This is a genomic window from Leminorella grimontii (assembly GCF_039789245.1).
GTDB classification, from domain to species: Bacteria; Pseudomonadota; Gammaproteobacteria; order Enterobacterales; family Enterobacteriaceae; genus Leminorella; species Leminorella grimontii.
The window spans coordinates 725760-740428 of the sequence record NZ_CP146357.1 but is presented as its reverse complement, the minus strand read 5'-3'; the positions used below and the strand labels follow the sequence as shown (position 1 = coordinate 740428).

The window sequence follows — 14669 nt, the reverse complement described above, 5'->3', positions numbered from 1 at the left end:
TATCAGGGCTGGATAAAAAATCACCGCCGTTTACGCTTATTTACTCGGTGGCTACCTGCGGGCAGACAGCGAGCGCAGCAGAACGCCGATCGTCGTCCCGTTATGCAGCAGCGCGCTCAGCGTTGGAGAAAGTTTTCCCATCGCCGCCGCCAGCATAATGCCGCTGTTGACCCATTCGGTAACCTTGATGTTGCTGTTCACCAAACGCATCGCCTGTACGGACAGCTCTCTGGCCGTGGCCACGCCGTGCAGGGAATCTCGCATCAGCACCGCATCCGCCGCCTGTTGAGCGAGTTCCGTACTTTGGTTCATCGCCATGCCGATATCGGCCTGAGTCAACGCCGGGGCGTCGTTTACGCCGTCGCCGACGAACAGCACGCGGCATCCCCGTTCCTGAAGAGTCTGCACCACCTCGACCTTGCTTTCCGGCGTTGCTTCGGCGAAATAGCGGTCAATACCCAGCGAATCGGCCAGCTGTTCAGCCTTCTCCTGTTTATCGCCGGTTAACAGAACAACCTGCCGGATACCCAGCTCTCGAAGATGAGAGATAACTTCGGCCGCTTCGTCGCGAACGTTGTCCTGTAGCCCTATCATGCCGACCAGCTGCTCGTTCAGGCTGATAAACAGGAGGTGGCGGCCTTTTTCCTCCAGCACCTCAATCTGCTTTTGGAACGGCCCAAAGTCTATCTGATAGTGTTCCCGCAGGAAGTGGCGGCTGCCGATGACCATCTGGTTGCCTTCCAGCTCCGAAATCAGGCCGTGGGCGATAACGTACTCTACTTCCCCGTGGTTAATATGGGGGAGTTCGTGCTGGGCGGCGGCGTTGACGACGGCGCGCGCCAGCGGGTGATTGCTGTGTTCTTCCACCGACGCGGCAATGGCCAACAGGCGGCGGGCCCAGGTTGTTTCCGGCGCAAAGCTCACGACATCCGTCACCAGCATGTCGCCGTGGGTGAGCGTTCCGGTCTTATCGAACACTACCGTATCGATATCGGCAAGCTGCTCTATCGCTCTGCCGCCCTTGAGCAGCAGCCCAGAGGTAGCGGCTTTATACATCACTGACTTGAAGGCTATCGGCGTGCTGAGCTTCAGCGCGCATGAGTAGTCAACCAGAAATACGGACGCCAGGCGCTGCCAGTCGCGGGTTAGCGCAAACACGCCCGCGCCTGCGCCGAGGGTGATCGCCACCCGGCGGTCGGCCATTCGCTGAGTCACCTGCTGCGTCTCGCTGCGCTGGCCCAGCGATTCGGTGATAAAGCGCCGGATGCTGGCGGTAGATGAGTCGTCCCCTACGCGTTCGGCGCGAACCGCGACGTTGCCGTCCTGCACCTGAGTGCCGGCAAAAACCCATGCACCGCTTTCTCTGCGCACCGGCACGCTTTCGCCGGTCATCGACGCCTGATTAATCAGGCCAACGCCGCGGATAACGCGACCGTCGGCCGGAATGTTATCCCCCGGTCCCAGCAGCATAACGTCGCCGTTTTTAAGATCGTCAGCGGCAATCTCTTCGCGCGCATCGCCGCGCTCAACCCAAACGGCGTGATGCTGTGGCTGCATCAGCTCGGACAGCAGCTCGTCCGAATGGCGGCTGGTTTCCTGCTCAAAGTACTCTCCGAGCGTAAGCAGGCTCTGGGTCAGCATGGCCGTGCGGTAGTCGCCGCGAACGATGGACAGGCTTAGCGCCAGCGCGTCCAATACCTCAACGTTCAGCTCGCGTCGGCAAAGCGATTCGATCCCTTCGGCTATGGTCGGCGCCATCAGCGCCAGCGCAGGCACTGCGGCCCAGCGTTTGGGAAGAAATTGCGTAGCCGCCAGACCTGCGATATTCAACAGGTTATCACCGCCGCAGTACTCGGACTCATACTCCTTTTCCTGCGCCAGAGACCAGTCCAGGCGGTTTAACTGCGCGAGCAGCGCCGCTTCATCGGTCTTTTGCGGATCGTAGGTCAGCACGGCGGACGCCGCCGCAGGGCGAAGGCGAACTCCTCTGACCCCGCTGAAGGCCAGAAGCTGCGTTTTCAGCCAGCCGGCATACTCTTCATGTTCCAACAAAAGAGGAATTCGCACGCGCAGGCGGCCGGGCAAAGAGTGAACCGGCGTAATTTGGGATAAATGCGTCATTGCGGGCGCTACTCGCCGTCCTGCGCATTCTCGCGATAGTAGTCAAGCTCGGCCTGAACGTCGGCCAGCCGCTCTTTTAGCTCCTCAACCTCGCCGCGCACCGCGCCCCAGGCCCTGTTAGCCGTCGCGCCGATGCTCTCCTGCACCTTACTGTTAGACAGCAGATAGGCGATAGCCGCGCCGGCAACGATGCCGGTAATTAAATGCGCGCGGCCATTGTCGGCGCGATAGGGCGTTTGTTGGCCCTGCGGTGCGCCAGGAGCATAGCCCTGGGAGTAAGGCGAATAGGGATACGGCGGATAATAGTAGTAAGGATTATTCGGCTGTTTCATCTGCGCCTCTCTTATTTACGGCATCCATAAGGTATAAACCGGCTGCGCCGGCGCTGAGTACGGTCAAAAGCGTTAACACCGGGCGACCTGCCGTGGCGTTCGCTACCGTCATGGCGGCGCCGCTGATAAGCCCCGCCTTGGTGGCGTCCTTCAGTACCTTACCCGTCGCCTGCTCAAGGGTATTTTCTCCGTTCTTATAGCGCCGCCACTGCTCAACGCCGGAGGCCGCCGCGCCGACTAAAGCGCCTGCAATCAACGCCCGGCTGGCGGGATTAAGGCGATCGCTGTTATTACTCATCGTCAGCCTCCTTGTCGTCGGCCTGGCGGTGGCGCGCTACCGACTCCTGAAAACCCTCTTTGCCCGCGGTAACGGTATCGCGGAAAATTTCGCCGCCGGCCTTTGCGCTCTCTTTAACGCTTTCTGCCGCAGAGCCGGCCGCTTCTTTAACCTTTCCGCCGCCGGTTTTCAGCAAATCGCCCGCGTTGGCGAAGGTTTGCAGCAGCGTGTTGCGCACGCTCTCATTACCCAAGATCAGCGCCGCCGCCGCGCCTATCATGGCGCCCTTCCAAAACTCTTTATCATCAACGCCAATCGTACTGACAATTTTCTTAAACAGGCTGGCCTGTTCGCCCATCAGCCCTTCCACCATGCCCTGAGCCTGTGAACCCCAGTCAAAGCCCTGAGGAGGCACGCCCGGCTGCTGAAACTGCTGAGGCGCAGGCGGCATGCCGTAGCCCATCGGCGGCTGACCGCACATCGGGTGCCACATTGGTGGATAGGGGGGCCAGGCCGGCGGCTGCATGGTTTGCTGTGGGGGATAGGGAGGGTAAGGCGGATAGTAGGGATAGCCGTAAGGTCCGTATGGAGGCATATCCTGACCGGATGCGTTTTCCCAATCGCTGCTTTTTTTATCTTTTCCCATTATTCAGTTCCTCAGTCTTTAGCCGCTGACGGCGAGATAATTGGTAACAGTTCGGTTAACGCCAACTCGGCCTGTTCGTCATCATCGCCGAACAGCTGTGCAATCAGCTTAGGAGACAGGCGCTTAGCGTCGTACTCTAATAATAGACTACCGGTCGCCGTATTCAGGCTATAGCTATGAAGACTATGCCCCGGGCCACAGTAGTCGTCCAGTGCGGAAAGCTTGCTCTTTCCCAGCGACGCAATCAGCGTGTTGTTAAAACGCAGCCTAATGCGGCCGGGGATATGGTGCGCAATCGTCACATAGCGGCGAAGCGCCATAAGGCTATCCGAACTCATTCTTTTTCCTAAATCTCGTTTATACCCTAAATAATTCGAGTTGTATGAAGGCGGCAAGGGAGAGAATCCCCAGGAGCGTACATAAGTACGTGACTGGGGTGAGCGAGCGCAGCCAACGTACAGGCAACTTGAAGTATGACGGGTATAGGTCGTTAAAAAACGTTGCAACTATCATATGACGCCAGCCGGTGATTGAAAATATGAAAATGCCCTGAACGGCCACAAATCCGGAATATTTTTATCCCGTACTGAGAATGCGATTTCCTACGCTTTCAATATGTTGCGAATCTCTCATATTTCCTATGCCTTGGGATATAGACAGAACACAAATCTTAATGTAAATTATTATCGTTAACTTTACTGTTTAGGTGGTCACCATGAGCAACCCTTACGTCCATCAAACCCCCAACCGCATCCGCGTACGTTCTGACTTTATTCAGCACCATCCTGCTCGCGTTGAAGCGCTTATCAAGCAGCTGAACCAAATTCCGGGCATTAAGGACATTCAGCACCGCCGCTATGCCGGTTCCGTTGCTATTCAATTCGACAGCAAGGTTGTCAGCGCTTCCGCGCTGCTGGAAACGCTGGAAAGCAACGGCTGGATGGAAGAAAGCGAGCAGCGCGACTTTGTTCATCACGCACTGCGGCTGGGAGCCAAAACGCTGATTAAGGGAATTGCAGTCACCACGCTTAAGCGCACGCTGGGCGGCTCGCTGCTAAGCACCGTAGCCGCGATGGCCAGATAAGCGACGTCTTCGTTATTCTATGCGCCCTGCAGGCTCTACGGCCTGCGGGGCGTTTCTTTATATAACGCTCAGGATAGAACTCAGTGGCCTAACCAAAGCGTTTGGCCGCGCACTGGCAAATGCCGCCGCTGCGTGCAGGGCAGCGCTTACAGGGAGGCGATTTGAGCGGCAGGCGTAATATCGACGGGGACTGAGCTCCTTTTGGCATCGGCCGCATCGCTCCTCTCGCCGAAGGCATTTTCTCTTTCGCTGAAGGCCAGGAAGGTTCATGGTAGTCAAACCACTCCAGCAGCGGCTTTAACGGCTTAGCGACTTCTCCAAGCATGGCGCCGACCACCTGCTGAGAAACCTCTCCCCAGACGGAATCTTCCTTAAGCGCTTCGCTTTGTCTTATTGGCATAACAGGAGGCAAAGTACCGTGAGAAAGCGCCCGTAAAGCGCGATCTCCAGCCTTTCTATCCTGCTTTAACGCCTTTTTATGCAGCTTCTTTAGCGCCTTAAGAGCCGATGACATTGAATAACACCACACGATAATGAGAATGATTCTTTATATTATTATCCTATTTTTCGCCCTTTTCCAGCGGTAGAGACTCACGCGAGAACAAATACTTTGCTACCATAGTGCCCATTGTTTACACCACCATTCATGAAGATACGGGTAAGTTATGAATAACATTGAATTTCCAACGGCGGAAAAAATTGAAGAAATGGCGCAGGAAATCTCCGCGCTGAAGGCCCTGATGACGCTGATGCTGATCACTATGGGCCAGGCGGATGCGGGCAAAGTCATCCTGAAGATGGAAAGGCTGATGGCCGCGCATGAGAACGAAGCGGAAGTTGAAACGTTTAAAAAGGTCGTTCAGCAGATCCGTCAGGCCTACCGCCAGGAATCCTGATTAAAAGCATATATCCCAATGCCTTTATTTAATCGCCGCACGGATTAACTCCATGCGGCGATTTTTTTATGCGTCTTCTGAACGGGCCTTGCGCCGATCGTTACGTCGGTTGACCCAGACGTTAATCGCCAGAGTAGCCAGCAGAATTGCCCCTACCGTACCCAGAGAGAAGGCGATAGGGATATGGTAGAAGTCAACAATCAGCATCTTCACGCCGATAAAAATCAGTATGACCGCCAGCCCGTATTTCAGCATAGAGAAACGCTCCGCCACGTTAACCAGCAGGAAGTACATGGCCCTGAGGCCCAAAATGGCAAACAGGTTGGACGTTAATACAATAAAGGGGTCGGTCGTTACGGCGAAGATCGCCGGAATGCTGTCAACGGCGAAAATAACGTCGCTAATCTCAACCAGAACCAGCACCAAAAACAGCGGCGTTGCGTACAAAAGCCCATTGCGACGGACAAAGAAACGTTCCCCTTCCAGCGAGTCCGTCATGCGCATCCGCCCACGAACCCATCCTATCAGCGGCCGGTTGCCAAGATCGCCCTCGTCCCCTTCTTTGGAAAACGCCATCATCTTCACGCCGGTAAACAGCAGGAAGGCGCCGAACAGATAGAGGATCCAGCTAAACTCGGAGATAAGCCAGCTGCCGGCAAAAATCATGATTGTCCGCAGGACGATAGCGCCCAATACGCCGTAAACCAGCACTCGGCGCTGCATAGACACGGGTATGGCGAAATAGCTAAACAACATCAGCCAGACAAAGACGTTATCGACCGCCAGCGCTTTTTCAATTAAATAGCCGGTGATAAACGCCAGCGCCTGCGCGTTAGCGACTTCCGGCCCGGCGGTTCCCTTCAGGTACCACCAAAGCCCCAGCGCAAAGAGCAGCGAAAGGCTAACCCAGACTAGCGACCAGGCGGCCGCCTGCTTAAACGACATGCCGCCGCACTTTTTCTTGCCCTGCCCAAACAGGTCAATTAAAAGCATAACGACGACGATGATGATGAAACCGCCCCACAGCAGCGGCGTACCTACAGAGTGCATTAGAGTTCCTCCCGCTTTCCGCCAATGCGAAAAGCTGACCTTCAGACATAAAAAAACGGCTACGTCAGAAAACGTGGCCGCTCTTTTAGCTAATTATAAGCGCACCTCGCCTTCCGGCAAGGTCTCACTTACAACCGAAGGTTGCCTGGTAACCGGATGCATTCATGCATCGTATTGACGATTAACCAGCGTGGAAGTTACTCCCCTTTGCTAGAGAGGAAGATACTGGAAGCAGTCAAAGGCGTCAAGATACGTTTGCTATTAAAGGTATAGAGAAAAAGGCATTGCAAGCTAAAATATATCGTGCGAACTATTTGGACTTCTTTCTTTATCGGCTCTATAATCGATAAGACAAACGCAATATATTTAAAGCATCACCTTTGAGACCTTATTAATAATTTAAATTAAAATATCAATTTTGATTCTTTAAATATTAATCCCGCCTAAAATTCGCTTTTAAAAAGTATCAAATCCGAGCCACAACCACACATGGAAAATAAAATATCAATTTTGATTCCTTAAAACTTTTTAGCCAAAATGATTTTTGTGATCGGTACGCCTCATTACATCTTTCGATTTTGATAAAGTGCCTCCCGCGGCAAACCAACGCATTATTTTTAATAAATTACAGTTTTTTTCCGATATTAATAATGAATATCGTGTAACTATTTTTGTCCTTTATCTGAAATCCAATTCCTTGGGGTAGCTATGAACAGTATTCAAACCACAGCAGACGCGGGCGCGATCGCTTCGACTCAAGCCCAGGGCTGGCGAAAGACCGACACCATGTGGATGCTCGGCCTTTACGGCACGGCCATCGGCGCAGGCGTGCTCTTCCTGCCTATCAACGCCGGCATCGGCGGCCTGATCCCTCTAATCATCATGGCCATTATCGCCTTTCCGATGACCTATTTCTCTCACCGCGGCCTTTGTCGTTTCGTTCTTTCCGGTAAAAATCCCGGCGAAGATATTACCGAAGTGGTTGAAGAACATTTTGGTACCGGTGCGGGTAAATTAATTACTCTGCTCTACTTCTTCGCTATTTATCCCATCCTGTTAGTTTATAGCGTGGCAATTACCAATACGGTAGACAGCTTTATTGTTCACCAATTACACCTGCCGTCTCCGCCGCGCGCTATTTTGTCTCTGATCCTTATTCTGGGATTAATGACTATCGTACGCTTCGGCGAGCAAATTATCGTTAAGGCAATGAGCATCCTGGTATTCCCGTTCGTCGCCGTTCTGATGCTGCTGGCGCTGTACTTAATTCCAAACTGGTCAGGCGCTATTTTCCAAACGCTGGACGTGTCTTCTACCGCGTCTGCAACCGGCAACGGCCTTATCATGACGCTATGGCTGGCTATTCCGGTGATGGTGTTCTCCTTCAACCACTCGCCAATCATCTCCGCCTTTGCGGTCGCCAAGCGCGAAGAGTACGGCCAGAAGAACGCCGAGAAGAAATGCTCGCAGATCCTGGCCCGCAGCCACGTCATGATGGTGCTGACGGTGATGTTCTTCGTCTTCAGCTGCGTGCTGAGCCTGTCGCCCGCCGATCTGGCCGAAGCGAAAGCACAAAACATCTCTATTCTGTCTTACCTGGCTAACCACTTCCAAACGCCGGTTATCGCCTATATTGCGCCGGTCATCGCGTTCGTTGCCATCACCAAGTCGTTTCTGGGCCACTATCTGGGCGCGCGTGAAGGCTTCAACGGCATGGTTATCAAGTCGCTGCGCAGCAAAGGCAAGAGCATCGAAATCAACAAGCTGAACCGCATTACCGCGCTGTTCATGCTGGTCACCACCTGGGTAGTCGCAACGCTGAACCCGAGCATCCTGGGCATGATCGAAACGCTGGGCGGCCCGATTATCGCCATGCTGCTGTTCCTGATGCCGATGTACGCCATCCACAAGGTTCCCGCTATGCGCAAGTACAGCGGCCATATCAGCAACGTGTTCGTGGTACTGATGGGTCTTATCTCTATGACCGCCATCATCTATAGCCTGCTGGGTTAACCCTCGTCCAACGTGATGCTGTAAGGAGATACCATGATCAGCGTATTTGAAATATTTAAAATCGGTATAGGCCCGTCCAGTTCGCACACCGTCGGCCCGATGGTGGCCGGCAAGCGCTTCATTGAAGAGCTTATCGGTAAGCAGTTGGACACTCTGACCACCAACATCGTTGTCGACATCTATGGCTCTTTGTCGCTGACGGGAAAAGGGCACCATACGGATATTGCCGTCATCATGGGTCTGGCCGGCAACAAACCGGATACCGTAGACGTCGACGCCATCCCCGCCTTTATTCAAAAGGTTGACGAGACGGGGACGATGCCGATTCGCTGTTCAGACGGTACCGAGCGTCACGTTGGGCTTAGGCTGAACTTTGCAGACAACGCGCTGCCGCTGCACGAGAATGGGCTGACGTTCAGCGCGTATGACAAAAACATTCTTCTGCTGAGCAAAACCTACTACTCAACCGGCGGCGGCTTCGTGGTAGACGAAGAAAACTTCGGCAAGCAGTCTGCTAGCGAAGTCGAAGTCCCCTACCCGTTCTATTCGGCGAAAAACCTACTTCGTCACTGCAATGACAACTGCCTGTCGCTGTCCGCCGTGATGATGAAAAACGAAGTAGCGATGCATGGCCGAGAGGAAGTGGAGCGCTATATGGCGCAGGTGTGGGACACCATGAAAAGCGCCATTCACCGCGGTATGAATACCGAAGGCGTTCTGCCCGGCCCGCTGAAGGTGCCGCGCCGCGCGTCCGCGCTGCACCGTATTCTGCACACCCACGACCGCCTGTCGACAGATCCGATGACGGCGATGGACTGGGTCAACATGTTCGCCATGGCGGTCAGTGAAGAAAACGCTGCCGGTGGCCGCGTCGTCACCGCGCCGACCAACGGCGCCTGCGGGATTATCCCTGCCGTGCTGGCCTATTACGATCACTTCATCCAGCCGGTCGCGCCGGAAGCCTACACCCGCTACTTCCTGGCGGCGGGCGCTATCGGCCTGCTGTTTAAGATGAACGCCTCAATCTCCGGGGCGGAAGTCGGCTGTCAGGGTGAGATAGGCGTAGCCTGCTCTATGGCGTCCGCAGGCCTGGCGGAACTGCGCGGCGGCAGCCCTGAGAAGGTCTGCAACGCGGCGGAAATCGGCATGGAGCACAACCTCGGCCTAACCTGCGACCCGGTCGCTGGCCAGGTTCAGGTGCCCTGCATTGAGCGTAACGCCATCGCGTCGGTGAAAGCCATCAACTCCGCCAGCATGGCGATACTGCGCACCAGCGAGCCGCGCGTATCTCTCGATAAGGTTATTGAGACCATGTATGAGACGGGTAAGGACATGAACGCGAAGTATCGCGAAACCTCGCGCGGCGGATTAGCTATCAAAGTCGCCCTGTGTGAGTCCTGATCGCCCTGCAAGAGTTGAAGTTATTGAAGTTTTATCCGCCCGCATCCGTGCGGGCAAGCAGTTTTTTAAACGCCATCGTCTGTAAAAAGACACCTGAGCATTGCCCCCTTTCGGCGTTTACTTTTTGTCGTCTGGCTTAAACCAGGGCCAGACGACGTTACTTTTCGCGGCCTGAGTATACCAACTGCTGTTACCCTGCAGAGTATGGGGCGTTTCTTCCTGCGGAGCGGTACCTTTCACCGCGTCATCGTCGTCACCCGCTTTTTTACGGATGCGCACCGGCGCTTTTTCCGCCTCAGGGCTTATCTGAGCGTTAAACGCGCGCACTTCTGAATCAAACAAAATCCCTTCTAACTGATGCAGGCGATCGAGGCCACGCAAAATACCAATCAGCGTACTGAGCGTTACGGACTCTCCCATTTCTACGCGCTTTATGGTGGCGATCCCTACCTGCGCGCGTTCAGCCAGCTCTATTTGGGATAACCGCATGGCAATACGCGTCTCTTTGATTCGCCGGCAGAGCTCAGAGATGATTTCGCTATCGGATACGGTATTAAATTTCATCGCTGTACCTGATTTGTTACTGTTACAAGGGAGCCATTATACCCACTATTTATACTGTAAGGATAACCAGAATCATGTCCCTGTGGATTTCGATTGATATCACGCCACTTTTTCTTTCCTGATTCATCTCAAAGAGCAAAATTGAATGGTCCAACGATCGCTATGCATCCTCAATCGAAAAAGGCCTGTTTGTTCACTCAACGACGCGTTTACTTCAGATCCATTAATAATTATTCAGTTAATAATCACTCATTCATCAACACATATTAAAGAATAAATTAATTAACCTTTTTTCTTTACTTCATAATTAAATCTCTTTAAGATCCCGCTCGAAAATTAATTTCAGGAGAATGAATTGGACACTTACAGTTGTAAAAAATTTGATGCGGTAAGCTGAACAATCCTTTCTCGATCTGTCTGCTTGCCGAACCCGGCGGGCAGCACTCCTTCCTTGATTCATCCGGCAGTGCATACCCGAATATAACGTTACCGCCCCTGGCTATTATTGCCCGGAGCCTGATTGATTCGGATATTATTATGCTGTTTTATACTCACAACCTATTTCCTCCTGGCGCATAAACTTCGCTTACGCTGACTTATTTTCGGCGGAAAATCTTATGTGCTTATTTAGCACATGATTCAACCTTTCATTATTAAAAAGGGGAAGATCATGGCTATGACTCCTTTTATTTTAAATTTGCTGTTAGCGATGCTTCTTGGCGCCGTTATCGGCGCTGAGCGTCAATGGCGTCAGCGGATGGCCGGCCTGCGCACCAACGCGCTGGTCGCCACCGGCGCGGCGGCGTTTATCCTCAGCTCAATGACCGCGGAACCCACCAGCGCCGGGCGCATCGCGGCGCAGATCGTTTCCGGCATCGGCTTTCTCGGCGCGGGCGTCATTATGCGCGAAGGGCTTAACGTGCGCGGCCTTAACACCGCCGCCACGCTGTGGTGTTCTGCCGCCATCGGCGTGCTGTGCGGGCTAGGCCAATACTGGAACGCCGCGCTGGCGACGATGGTTATCCTGTGCGCCAACATTCTGCTGCGCGAAGCGGCGCAGCGCATCAACCTACAGCCGCCGCAGCAGGCGGTAGATCTGGAACAGCACTACCGCATTCAGGTGACCTGCGCGGAGCAGGACGAAATTCTGGTGCGCACGCTTATCCTTCAGTCGCTAAACGGCATGACCATGCGGCTACAGTCGTTGCGCAGCGCGGATATCGCAACGCCCGGACGACTGGAGGTCTTCGCGGAGATCGGCGCGTCGCCCGCGGCGCAAAAACACATTGAAAACATCGTTTGCCGCATCAGTCTGGAAAAAAGCGTCAGCGCCGTCCACTGGCGGGTGACGTCAGAACTGCCCGTATAGGCCCACAATCATCATAACTTCACCTAAAGGGTGATAAGGAGGCCCTATGGACGACCACCCCGGGACTAACAACTCTCTGACGCAGGCCAAGCGCTAACTATTACCCGCCAGGCCCGCGTCTAATACGCCGTTAATTTTCTCTGCGCATGCCGCTCCCGCTCGGCAGGGGATGGCCTGCGCCTAAAAACGTGAGAACAACGTTATGACCTGTTTCAAAAAGACGCCACGCCGCGCTAAATCCACCGCTCCATTCGCCATTGAGCGGGAAGCGGCCTACGGCCAAGATCAGACCTTGGCCAATCTGAACTGCAACCGCATCGGGCTTACGCAGGAAGACGCCAACGAAAGGCTGGCGGCATTCGGCCCCAACCACGTTGCCCATGAAAAGGCGCCCCACGCGCTGGTGCAGCTCGTCAGCGCGTTTAACAATCCTTTTATCTACGTACTGCTGGCGCTGGCAGCCATCAGCTTCTTCACCGACTACTGGCTGCCTCTGCAGGCGGGAGAAGAGACTGACGTTACCGGCGTCAGCATCATTCTCATCATGGTCAGCCTCAGCGGGCTGCTGCGTTTCTGGCAGGAGTACCGCACCAATAGGGCTTCCGAAGCGCTAAAGTCCATGGTGCACACCACCGCAACGGTGCTTCGCCGGGCTAACGCCGGCGCCAAGCCAGCGATGCAGGAGGTTTCTATTCACGATCTGGTGCCGGGGGATATCATTACTCTTTCCGCCGGCGACATGGTGCCGGCGGACGTAAAGCTGCTGAATTCCCGCGATCTGTTCATCAGCCAGGCGATACTGACCGGCGAATCGATTCCGATTGAGAAATACGACGCGTTAGGCAACGTCAGCCAAAAATCAAGCGATGCGGTACACGGCGGAGAGCGCGGCGTACTGGAGCTATCCAACGTTTGCCTGATGGGCACTAACGTCACCAGCGGCACGGCAACCGCCGTCGTGGTCGCTACCGGCGATCGCACCTACTTCGGTTCGCTGGCGAAGTCGATTGTCGGCAGCCGCGCGCAAACGGCATTTGACCGAGGCGTTAACAGCGTCAGCTGGCTGCTGATTCGCTTTATGCTGGTCATGGTGCCCGTCGTTCTTTTGATCAACGGCTTTACTAAAGGCGACTGGGCGGAAGCCGCGCTGTTCGCTCTGGCCGTAGCCGTCGGCCTGACGCCGGAAATGCTGCCGATGATCGTCAGCTCCAATCTGGCGAAGGGCGCCATCGCTATGTCGCGCCGTAAGGTGGTGGTAAAAAGGCTTAACGCCATCCAAAACTTCGGCGCGATGGACGTGCTGTGCACCGACAAAACCGGTACGCTGACGCAGGATCGCATCATTCTGGAACACCATCTCAATGCCCACGGCCAACGGGATGAAGAGGTTCTCCGCCTCGCCTGGCTTAACAGCTTTCATCAAAGCGGAATGAAGAACCTGATGGACCGCGCCGTTCTGCATTTTGCTAAAGGAAAGGCGGACGTTGACGCCCTCAAGCGTTTCAGCAAAGTGGACGAACTGCCCTTTGACTTCATCCGCCGTCGCCTGTCTATCGTCGTTCAGGACGAAAAACGCCAACCGCTGCTCATCTGTAAAGGCGCGGTGGAAGAGATGCTGTCTATCGCTACTCACGTTCATGAAGGGCAGGAAACGCGGCCGCTTGATGCGAAAAAGCGCGCCGCCCTGCTGGCGTTGACACAGCGCTATAACGAAGAGGGCTTCCGGGTGCTGATGCTGGCGACCCGCCCACTGGATGCGCAAGCGCTGGCGCTGCCCCTGAGTGAAAAAGAAGAAAGGGACTTGACGATCCAGGGGATCTTAACCTTCCTCGATCCGCCAAAAGAGAGCGCTCGCGAGGCTATCGCCGCCCTGCAGGAGAACGGCGTTACGATAAAAGTGCTGACCGGCGATAACCCGATCGTCACTGGCAAAATTTGCCGCGACGTAGGCTTGGAACCCGGCGAACCGCTGCTCGGCGTCGATATTGAAAAAATGGATGACGCGACGTTGGCTCACGAAGTAGAGCAGCGAACGACGTTTTGCAAAGTGACGCCGCTGCAAAAATCTCGCGTACTGCAAATGCTGCAGGCAAACGGCCACACCGTCGGCTTCCTCGGCGATGGCATTAACGACGCGCCCGCGCTGCGCGACGCCGACGTGGGAATTTCCGTCGACACGGGCACCGACATCGCCAAAGAATCCGCCGACATTATCCTGCTGGAGAAGAACCTGATGGTGTTGGAAGAAGGCGTCATCAAAGGCCGCGAGACCTTCGGCAACATTATCAAGTACCTGAACATGACCGCCAGCTCCAACTTCGGCAACGTCTTTTCGGTATTGGTCGCCAGCGCGTTTATTCCGTTTTTACCGATGTTGGCTATCCATCTTTTGATTCAGAACCTGATGTACGATATCTCCCAGCTTTCCCTGCCGTGGGACAAAATGGACAAAGAGTTCCTGCGTAAGCCGCGCAAGTGGGACGCCAAAAACATCGGCCGCTTTATGCTGTGGATCGGGCCGACGTCGTCCATCTTTGACATCACCACCTACGCGCTGATGTGGTTTGTGTTCGCCGCCAATTCACCGGAGCATCAGGCGCTGTTTCAGTCTGGCTGGTTCATCGAAGGGCTGCTGTCGCAGACGCTGGTTGTACACATGCTGCGTACTCAAAAGGTCCCCTTTATTCAAAGCACCGCCGCGCTACCGGTGCTGCTGACGACCGGGCTCGTTATGGCGCTGGGCATCTATATTCCGTTCTCACCGCTGGGCGCCTACGTTGGGCTACAGCCCCTGCCTTGGGAATATTTCCCTTGGCTGGCGGCGACGCTCGTCAGCTACTGCTTCGTCGCCCAGATGATGAAGCGTTTTTATATCCGCCGTTTCAACGAATGGCTATAGCCACTGTCTGCCCTTAC

14 protein-coding genes are annotated in these 14669 nt (G+C 54.7%); 6 read left to right on the top strand and 8 right to left on the bottom strand.

The annotated features are described in order from the left end of the window. Nucleotides 1-51 precede the first annotated feature (51 nt). Genes V8L73_RS03535 through V8L73_RS03515 form a run of 5 tightly spaced genes read right to left on the bottom strand, consistent with a single transcriptional unit; the run spans nt 52 to nt 3714 of the window. Nucleotides 52-2121 (bottom strand): heavy metal translocating P-type ATPase, encoded by a 2070-nt coding sequence (locus V8L73_RS03535; RefSeq protein ID WP_347254132.1) that lies wholly within the window; start codon nt 2119-2121, stop codon nt 52-54. An 8-nt stretch (nt 2122-2129) separates the two neighbouring features. Beyond that, nucleotides 2130-2453, bottom strand: coding sequence for a YtxH domain-containing protein (locus V8L73_RS03530; RefSeq protein ID WP_027274304.1), 324 nt, complete (start codon nt 2451-2453; stop codon nt 2130-2132). Beyond that, nucleotides 2437-2751: a hypothetical protein gene (locus V8L73_RS03525; RefSeq protein ID WP_027274305.1), complete on the bottom strand. Its 315-nt coding sequence runs from the start codon at nt 2749-2751 to the stop codon at nt 2437-2439. Before V8L73_RS03525 ends, V8L73_RS03530 begins: the two co-directional genes overlap by 17 nt. After that, nucleotides 2744-3376, bottom strand: a complete 633-nt coding sequence (locus V8L73_RS03520) for a hypothetical protein (RefSeq protein ID WP_051155656.1) — start codon at nt 3374-3376, stop codon at nt 2744-2746. Before V8L73_RS03520 ends, V8L73_RS03525 begins: the two co-directional genes overlap by 8 nt. An 11-nt stretch (nt 3377-3387) precedes the next feature. Then, on the bottom strand, nt 3388-3714 hold the full coding sequence (locus tag V8L73_RS03515) for a hypothetical protein (RefSeq protein WP_027274306.1): 327 nt from the start codon (nt 3712-3714) through the stop codon (nt 3388-3390). A gap of 377 nt (nt 3715-4091) precedes the next feature. On the opposite strand from V8L73_RS03515, the gene V8L73_RS03510 reads away from it, so the two are divergent. Then, on the top strand, nt 4092-4460 hold the full coding sequence (locus V8L73_RS03510; protein ID WP_036023648.1) for an HMA2 domain-containing protein: 369 nt from the start codon (nt 4092-4094) through the stop codon (nt 4458-4460). 88 nt (nt 4461-4548) lie between these two features. Here V8L73_RS03510 and V8L73_RS03505 read toward each other — a convergent pair whose 3' ends face one another. After that, nucleotides 4549-4974 (bottom strand): hypothetical protein, encoded by a 426-nt coding sequence (locus V8L73_RS03505; RefSeq protein ID WP_261831408.1) that lies wholly within the window; start codon nt 4972-4974, stop codon nt 4549-4551. A 151-nt stretch (nt 4975-5125) separates the two neighbouring features. Between V8L73_RS03505 and V8L73_RS03500 the strand changes: the two genes are divergently transcribed. Then, complete coding sequence (locus V8L73_RS03500; protein WP_027274309.1) at nt 5126-5356, top strand: DUF2594 family protein; 231 nt, start codon at nt 5126-5128, stop codon at nt 5354-5356. Nucleotides 5357-5422: 66 nt separating this feature from the next. Here V8L73_RS03500 and V8L73_RS03495 read toward each other — a convergent pair whose 3' ends face one another. After that, complete coding sequence (locus V8L73_RS03495; protein ID WP_027274310.1) at nt 5423-6406, bottom strand: TerC family protein; 984 nt, start codon at nt 6404-6406, stop codon at nt 5423-5425. A gap of 708 nt (nt 6407-7114) precedes the next feature. Between V8L73_RS03495 and V8L73_RS03490 the strand changes: the two genes are divergently transcribed. Both V8L73_RS03490 and V8L73_RS03485 read left to right on the top strand, forming a co-directional pair. Continuing rightward, nucleotides 7115-8419, top strand: coding sequence for an HAAAP family serine/threonine permease (locus V8L73_RS03490; RefSeq protein WP_347254131.1), 1305 nt, complete (start codon nt 7115-7117; stop codon nt 8417-8419). A gap of 33 nt (nt 8420-8452) precedes the next feature. Continuing rightward, nucleotides 8453-9820, top strand: coding sequence for an L-serine ammonia-lyase (locus V8L73_RS03485; protein WP_347254130.1), 1368 nt, complete (start codon nt 8453-8455; stop codon nt 9818-9820). A gap of 117 nt (nt 9821-9937) precedes the next feature. Here the strand turns inward: V8L73_RS03485 and V8L73_RS03480 are convergent, their stop codons facing one another. Further along, nucleotides 9938-10384: a helix-turn-helix domain-containing protein gene (locus V8L73_RS03480; protein ID WP_027274313.1), complete on the bottom strand. Its 447-nt coding sequence runs from the start codon at nt 10382-10384 to the stop codon at nt 9938-9940. Between the two features lie 670 nt (nt 10385-11054). Here V8L73_RS03480 and V8L73_RS03475 point away from each other — a divergent pair. Further along, nucleotides 11055-11753, top strand: coding sequence for an MgtC family protein (locus V8L73_RS03475; protein ID WP_261831412.1), 699 nt, complete (start codon nt 11055-11057; stop codon nt 11751-11753). Between the two features lie 202 nt (nt 11754-11955). Then, nucleotides 11956-14652 carry a magnesium-translocating P-type ATPase gene (gene mgtA, locus V8L73_RS03470; protein WP_347254129.1) on the top strand — a complete coding sequence of 899 codons (2697 nt, stop codon included), beginning with the start codon at nt 11956-11958 and terminating at the stop codon, nt 14650-14652. Nucleotides 14653-14669: the final 17 nt, after the last annotated feature.

What these genes read in the sequence shown, in the direction of transcription:
- V8L73_RS03490 (WP_347254131.1), top strand. Translation starts at nt 7,115, where the DNA reads ATGAACAGTATTCAAACCACAGCAGACGCGGGCGCGATCGCTTCGACT.
- V8L73_RS03515 (WP_027274306.1), bottom strand. Translation starts at nt 3,714, where the DNA reads ATGAGTTCGGATAGCCTTATGGCGCTTCGCCGCTATGTGACGATTGCG.
- V8L73_RS03530 (WP_027274304.1), bottom strand. Translation starts at nt 2,453, where the DNA reads ATGAAACAGCCGAATAATCCTTACTACTATTATCCGCCGTATCCCTAT.
- V8L73_RS03480 (WP_027274313.1), bottom strand. Translation starts at nt 10,384, where the DNA reads ATGAAATTTAATACCGTATCCGATAGCGAAATCATCTCTGAGCTCTGC.
- V8L73_RS03520 (WP_051155656.1), bottom strand. Translation starts at nt 3,376, where the DNA reads ATGGGAAAAGATAAAAAAAGCAGCGATTGGGAAAACGCATCCGGTCAG.
- V8L73_RS03495 (WP_027274310.1), bottom strand. Translation starts at nt 6,406, where the DNA reads ATGCACTCTGTAGGTACGCCGCTGCTGTGGGGCGGTTTCATCATCATC.
- V8L73_RS03505 (WP_261831408.1), bottom strand. Translation starts at nt 4,974, where the DNA reads ATGTCATCGGCTCTTAAGGCGCTAAAGAAGCTGCATAAAAAGGCGTTA.
- V8L73_RS03485 (WP_347254130.1), top strand. Translation starts at nt 8,453, where the DNA reads ATGATCAGCGTATTTGAAATATTTAAAATCGGTATAGGCCCGTCCAGT.
- V8L73_RS03510 (WP_036023648.1), top strand. Translation starts at nt 4,092, where the DNA reads ATGAGCAACCCTTACGTCCATCAAACCCCCAACCGCATCCGCGTACGT.
- mgtA (WP_347254129.1), top strand. Translation starts at nt 11,956, where the DNA reads ATGACCTGTTTCAAAAAGACGCCACGCCGCGCTAAATCCACCGCTCCA.
- V8L73_RS03525 (WP_027274305.1), bottom strand. Translation starts at nt 2,751, where the DNA reads ATGAGTAATAACAGCGATCGCCTTAATCCCGCCAGCCGGGCGTTGATT.
- V8L73_RS03475 (WP_261831412.1), top strand. Translation starts at nt 11,055, where the DNA reads ATGGCTATGACTCCTTTTATTTTAAATTTGCTGTTAGCGATGCTTCTT.
- V8L73_RS03535 (WP_347254132.1), bottom strand. Translation starts at nt 2,121, where the DNA reads ATGACGCATTTATCCCAAATTACGCCGGTTCACTCTTTGCCCGGCCGC.
- V8L73_RS03500 (WP_027274309.1), top strand. Translation starts at nt 5,126, where the DNA reads ATGAATAACATTGAATTTCCAACGGCGGAAAAAATTGAAGAAATGGCG.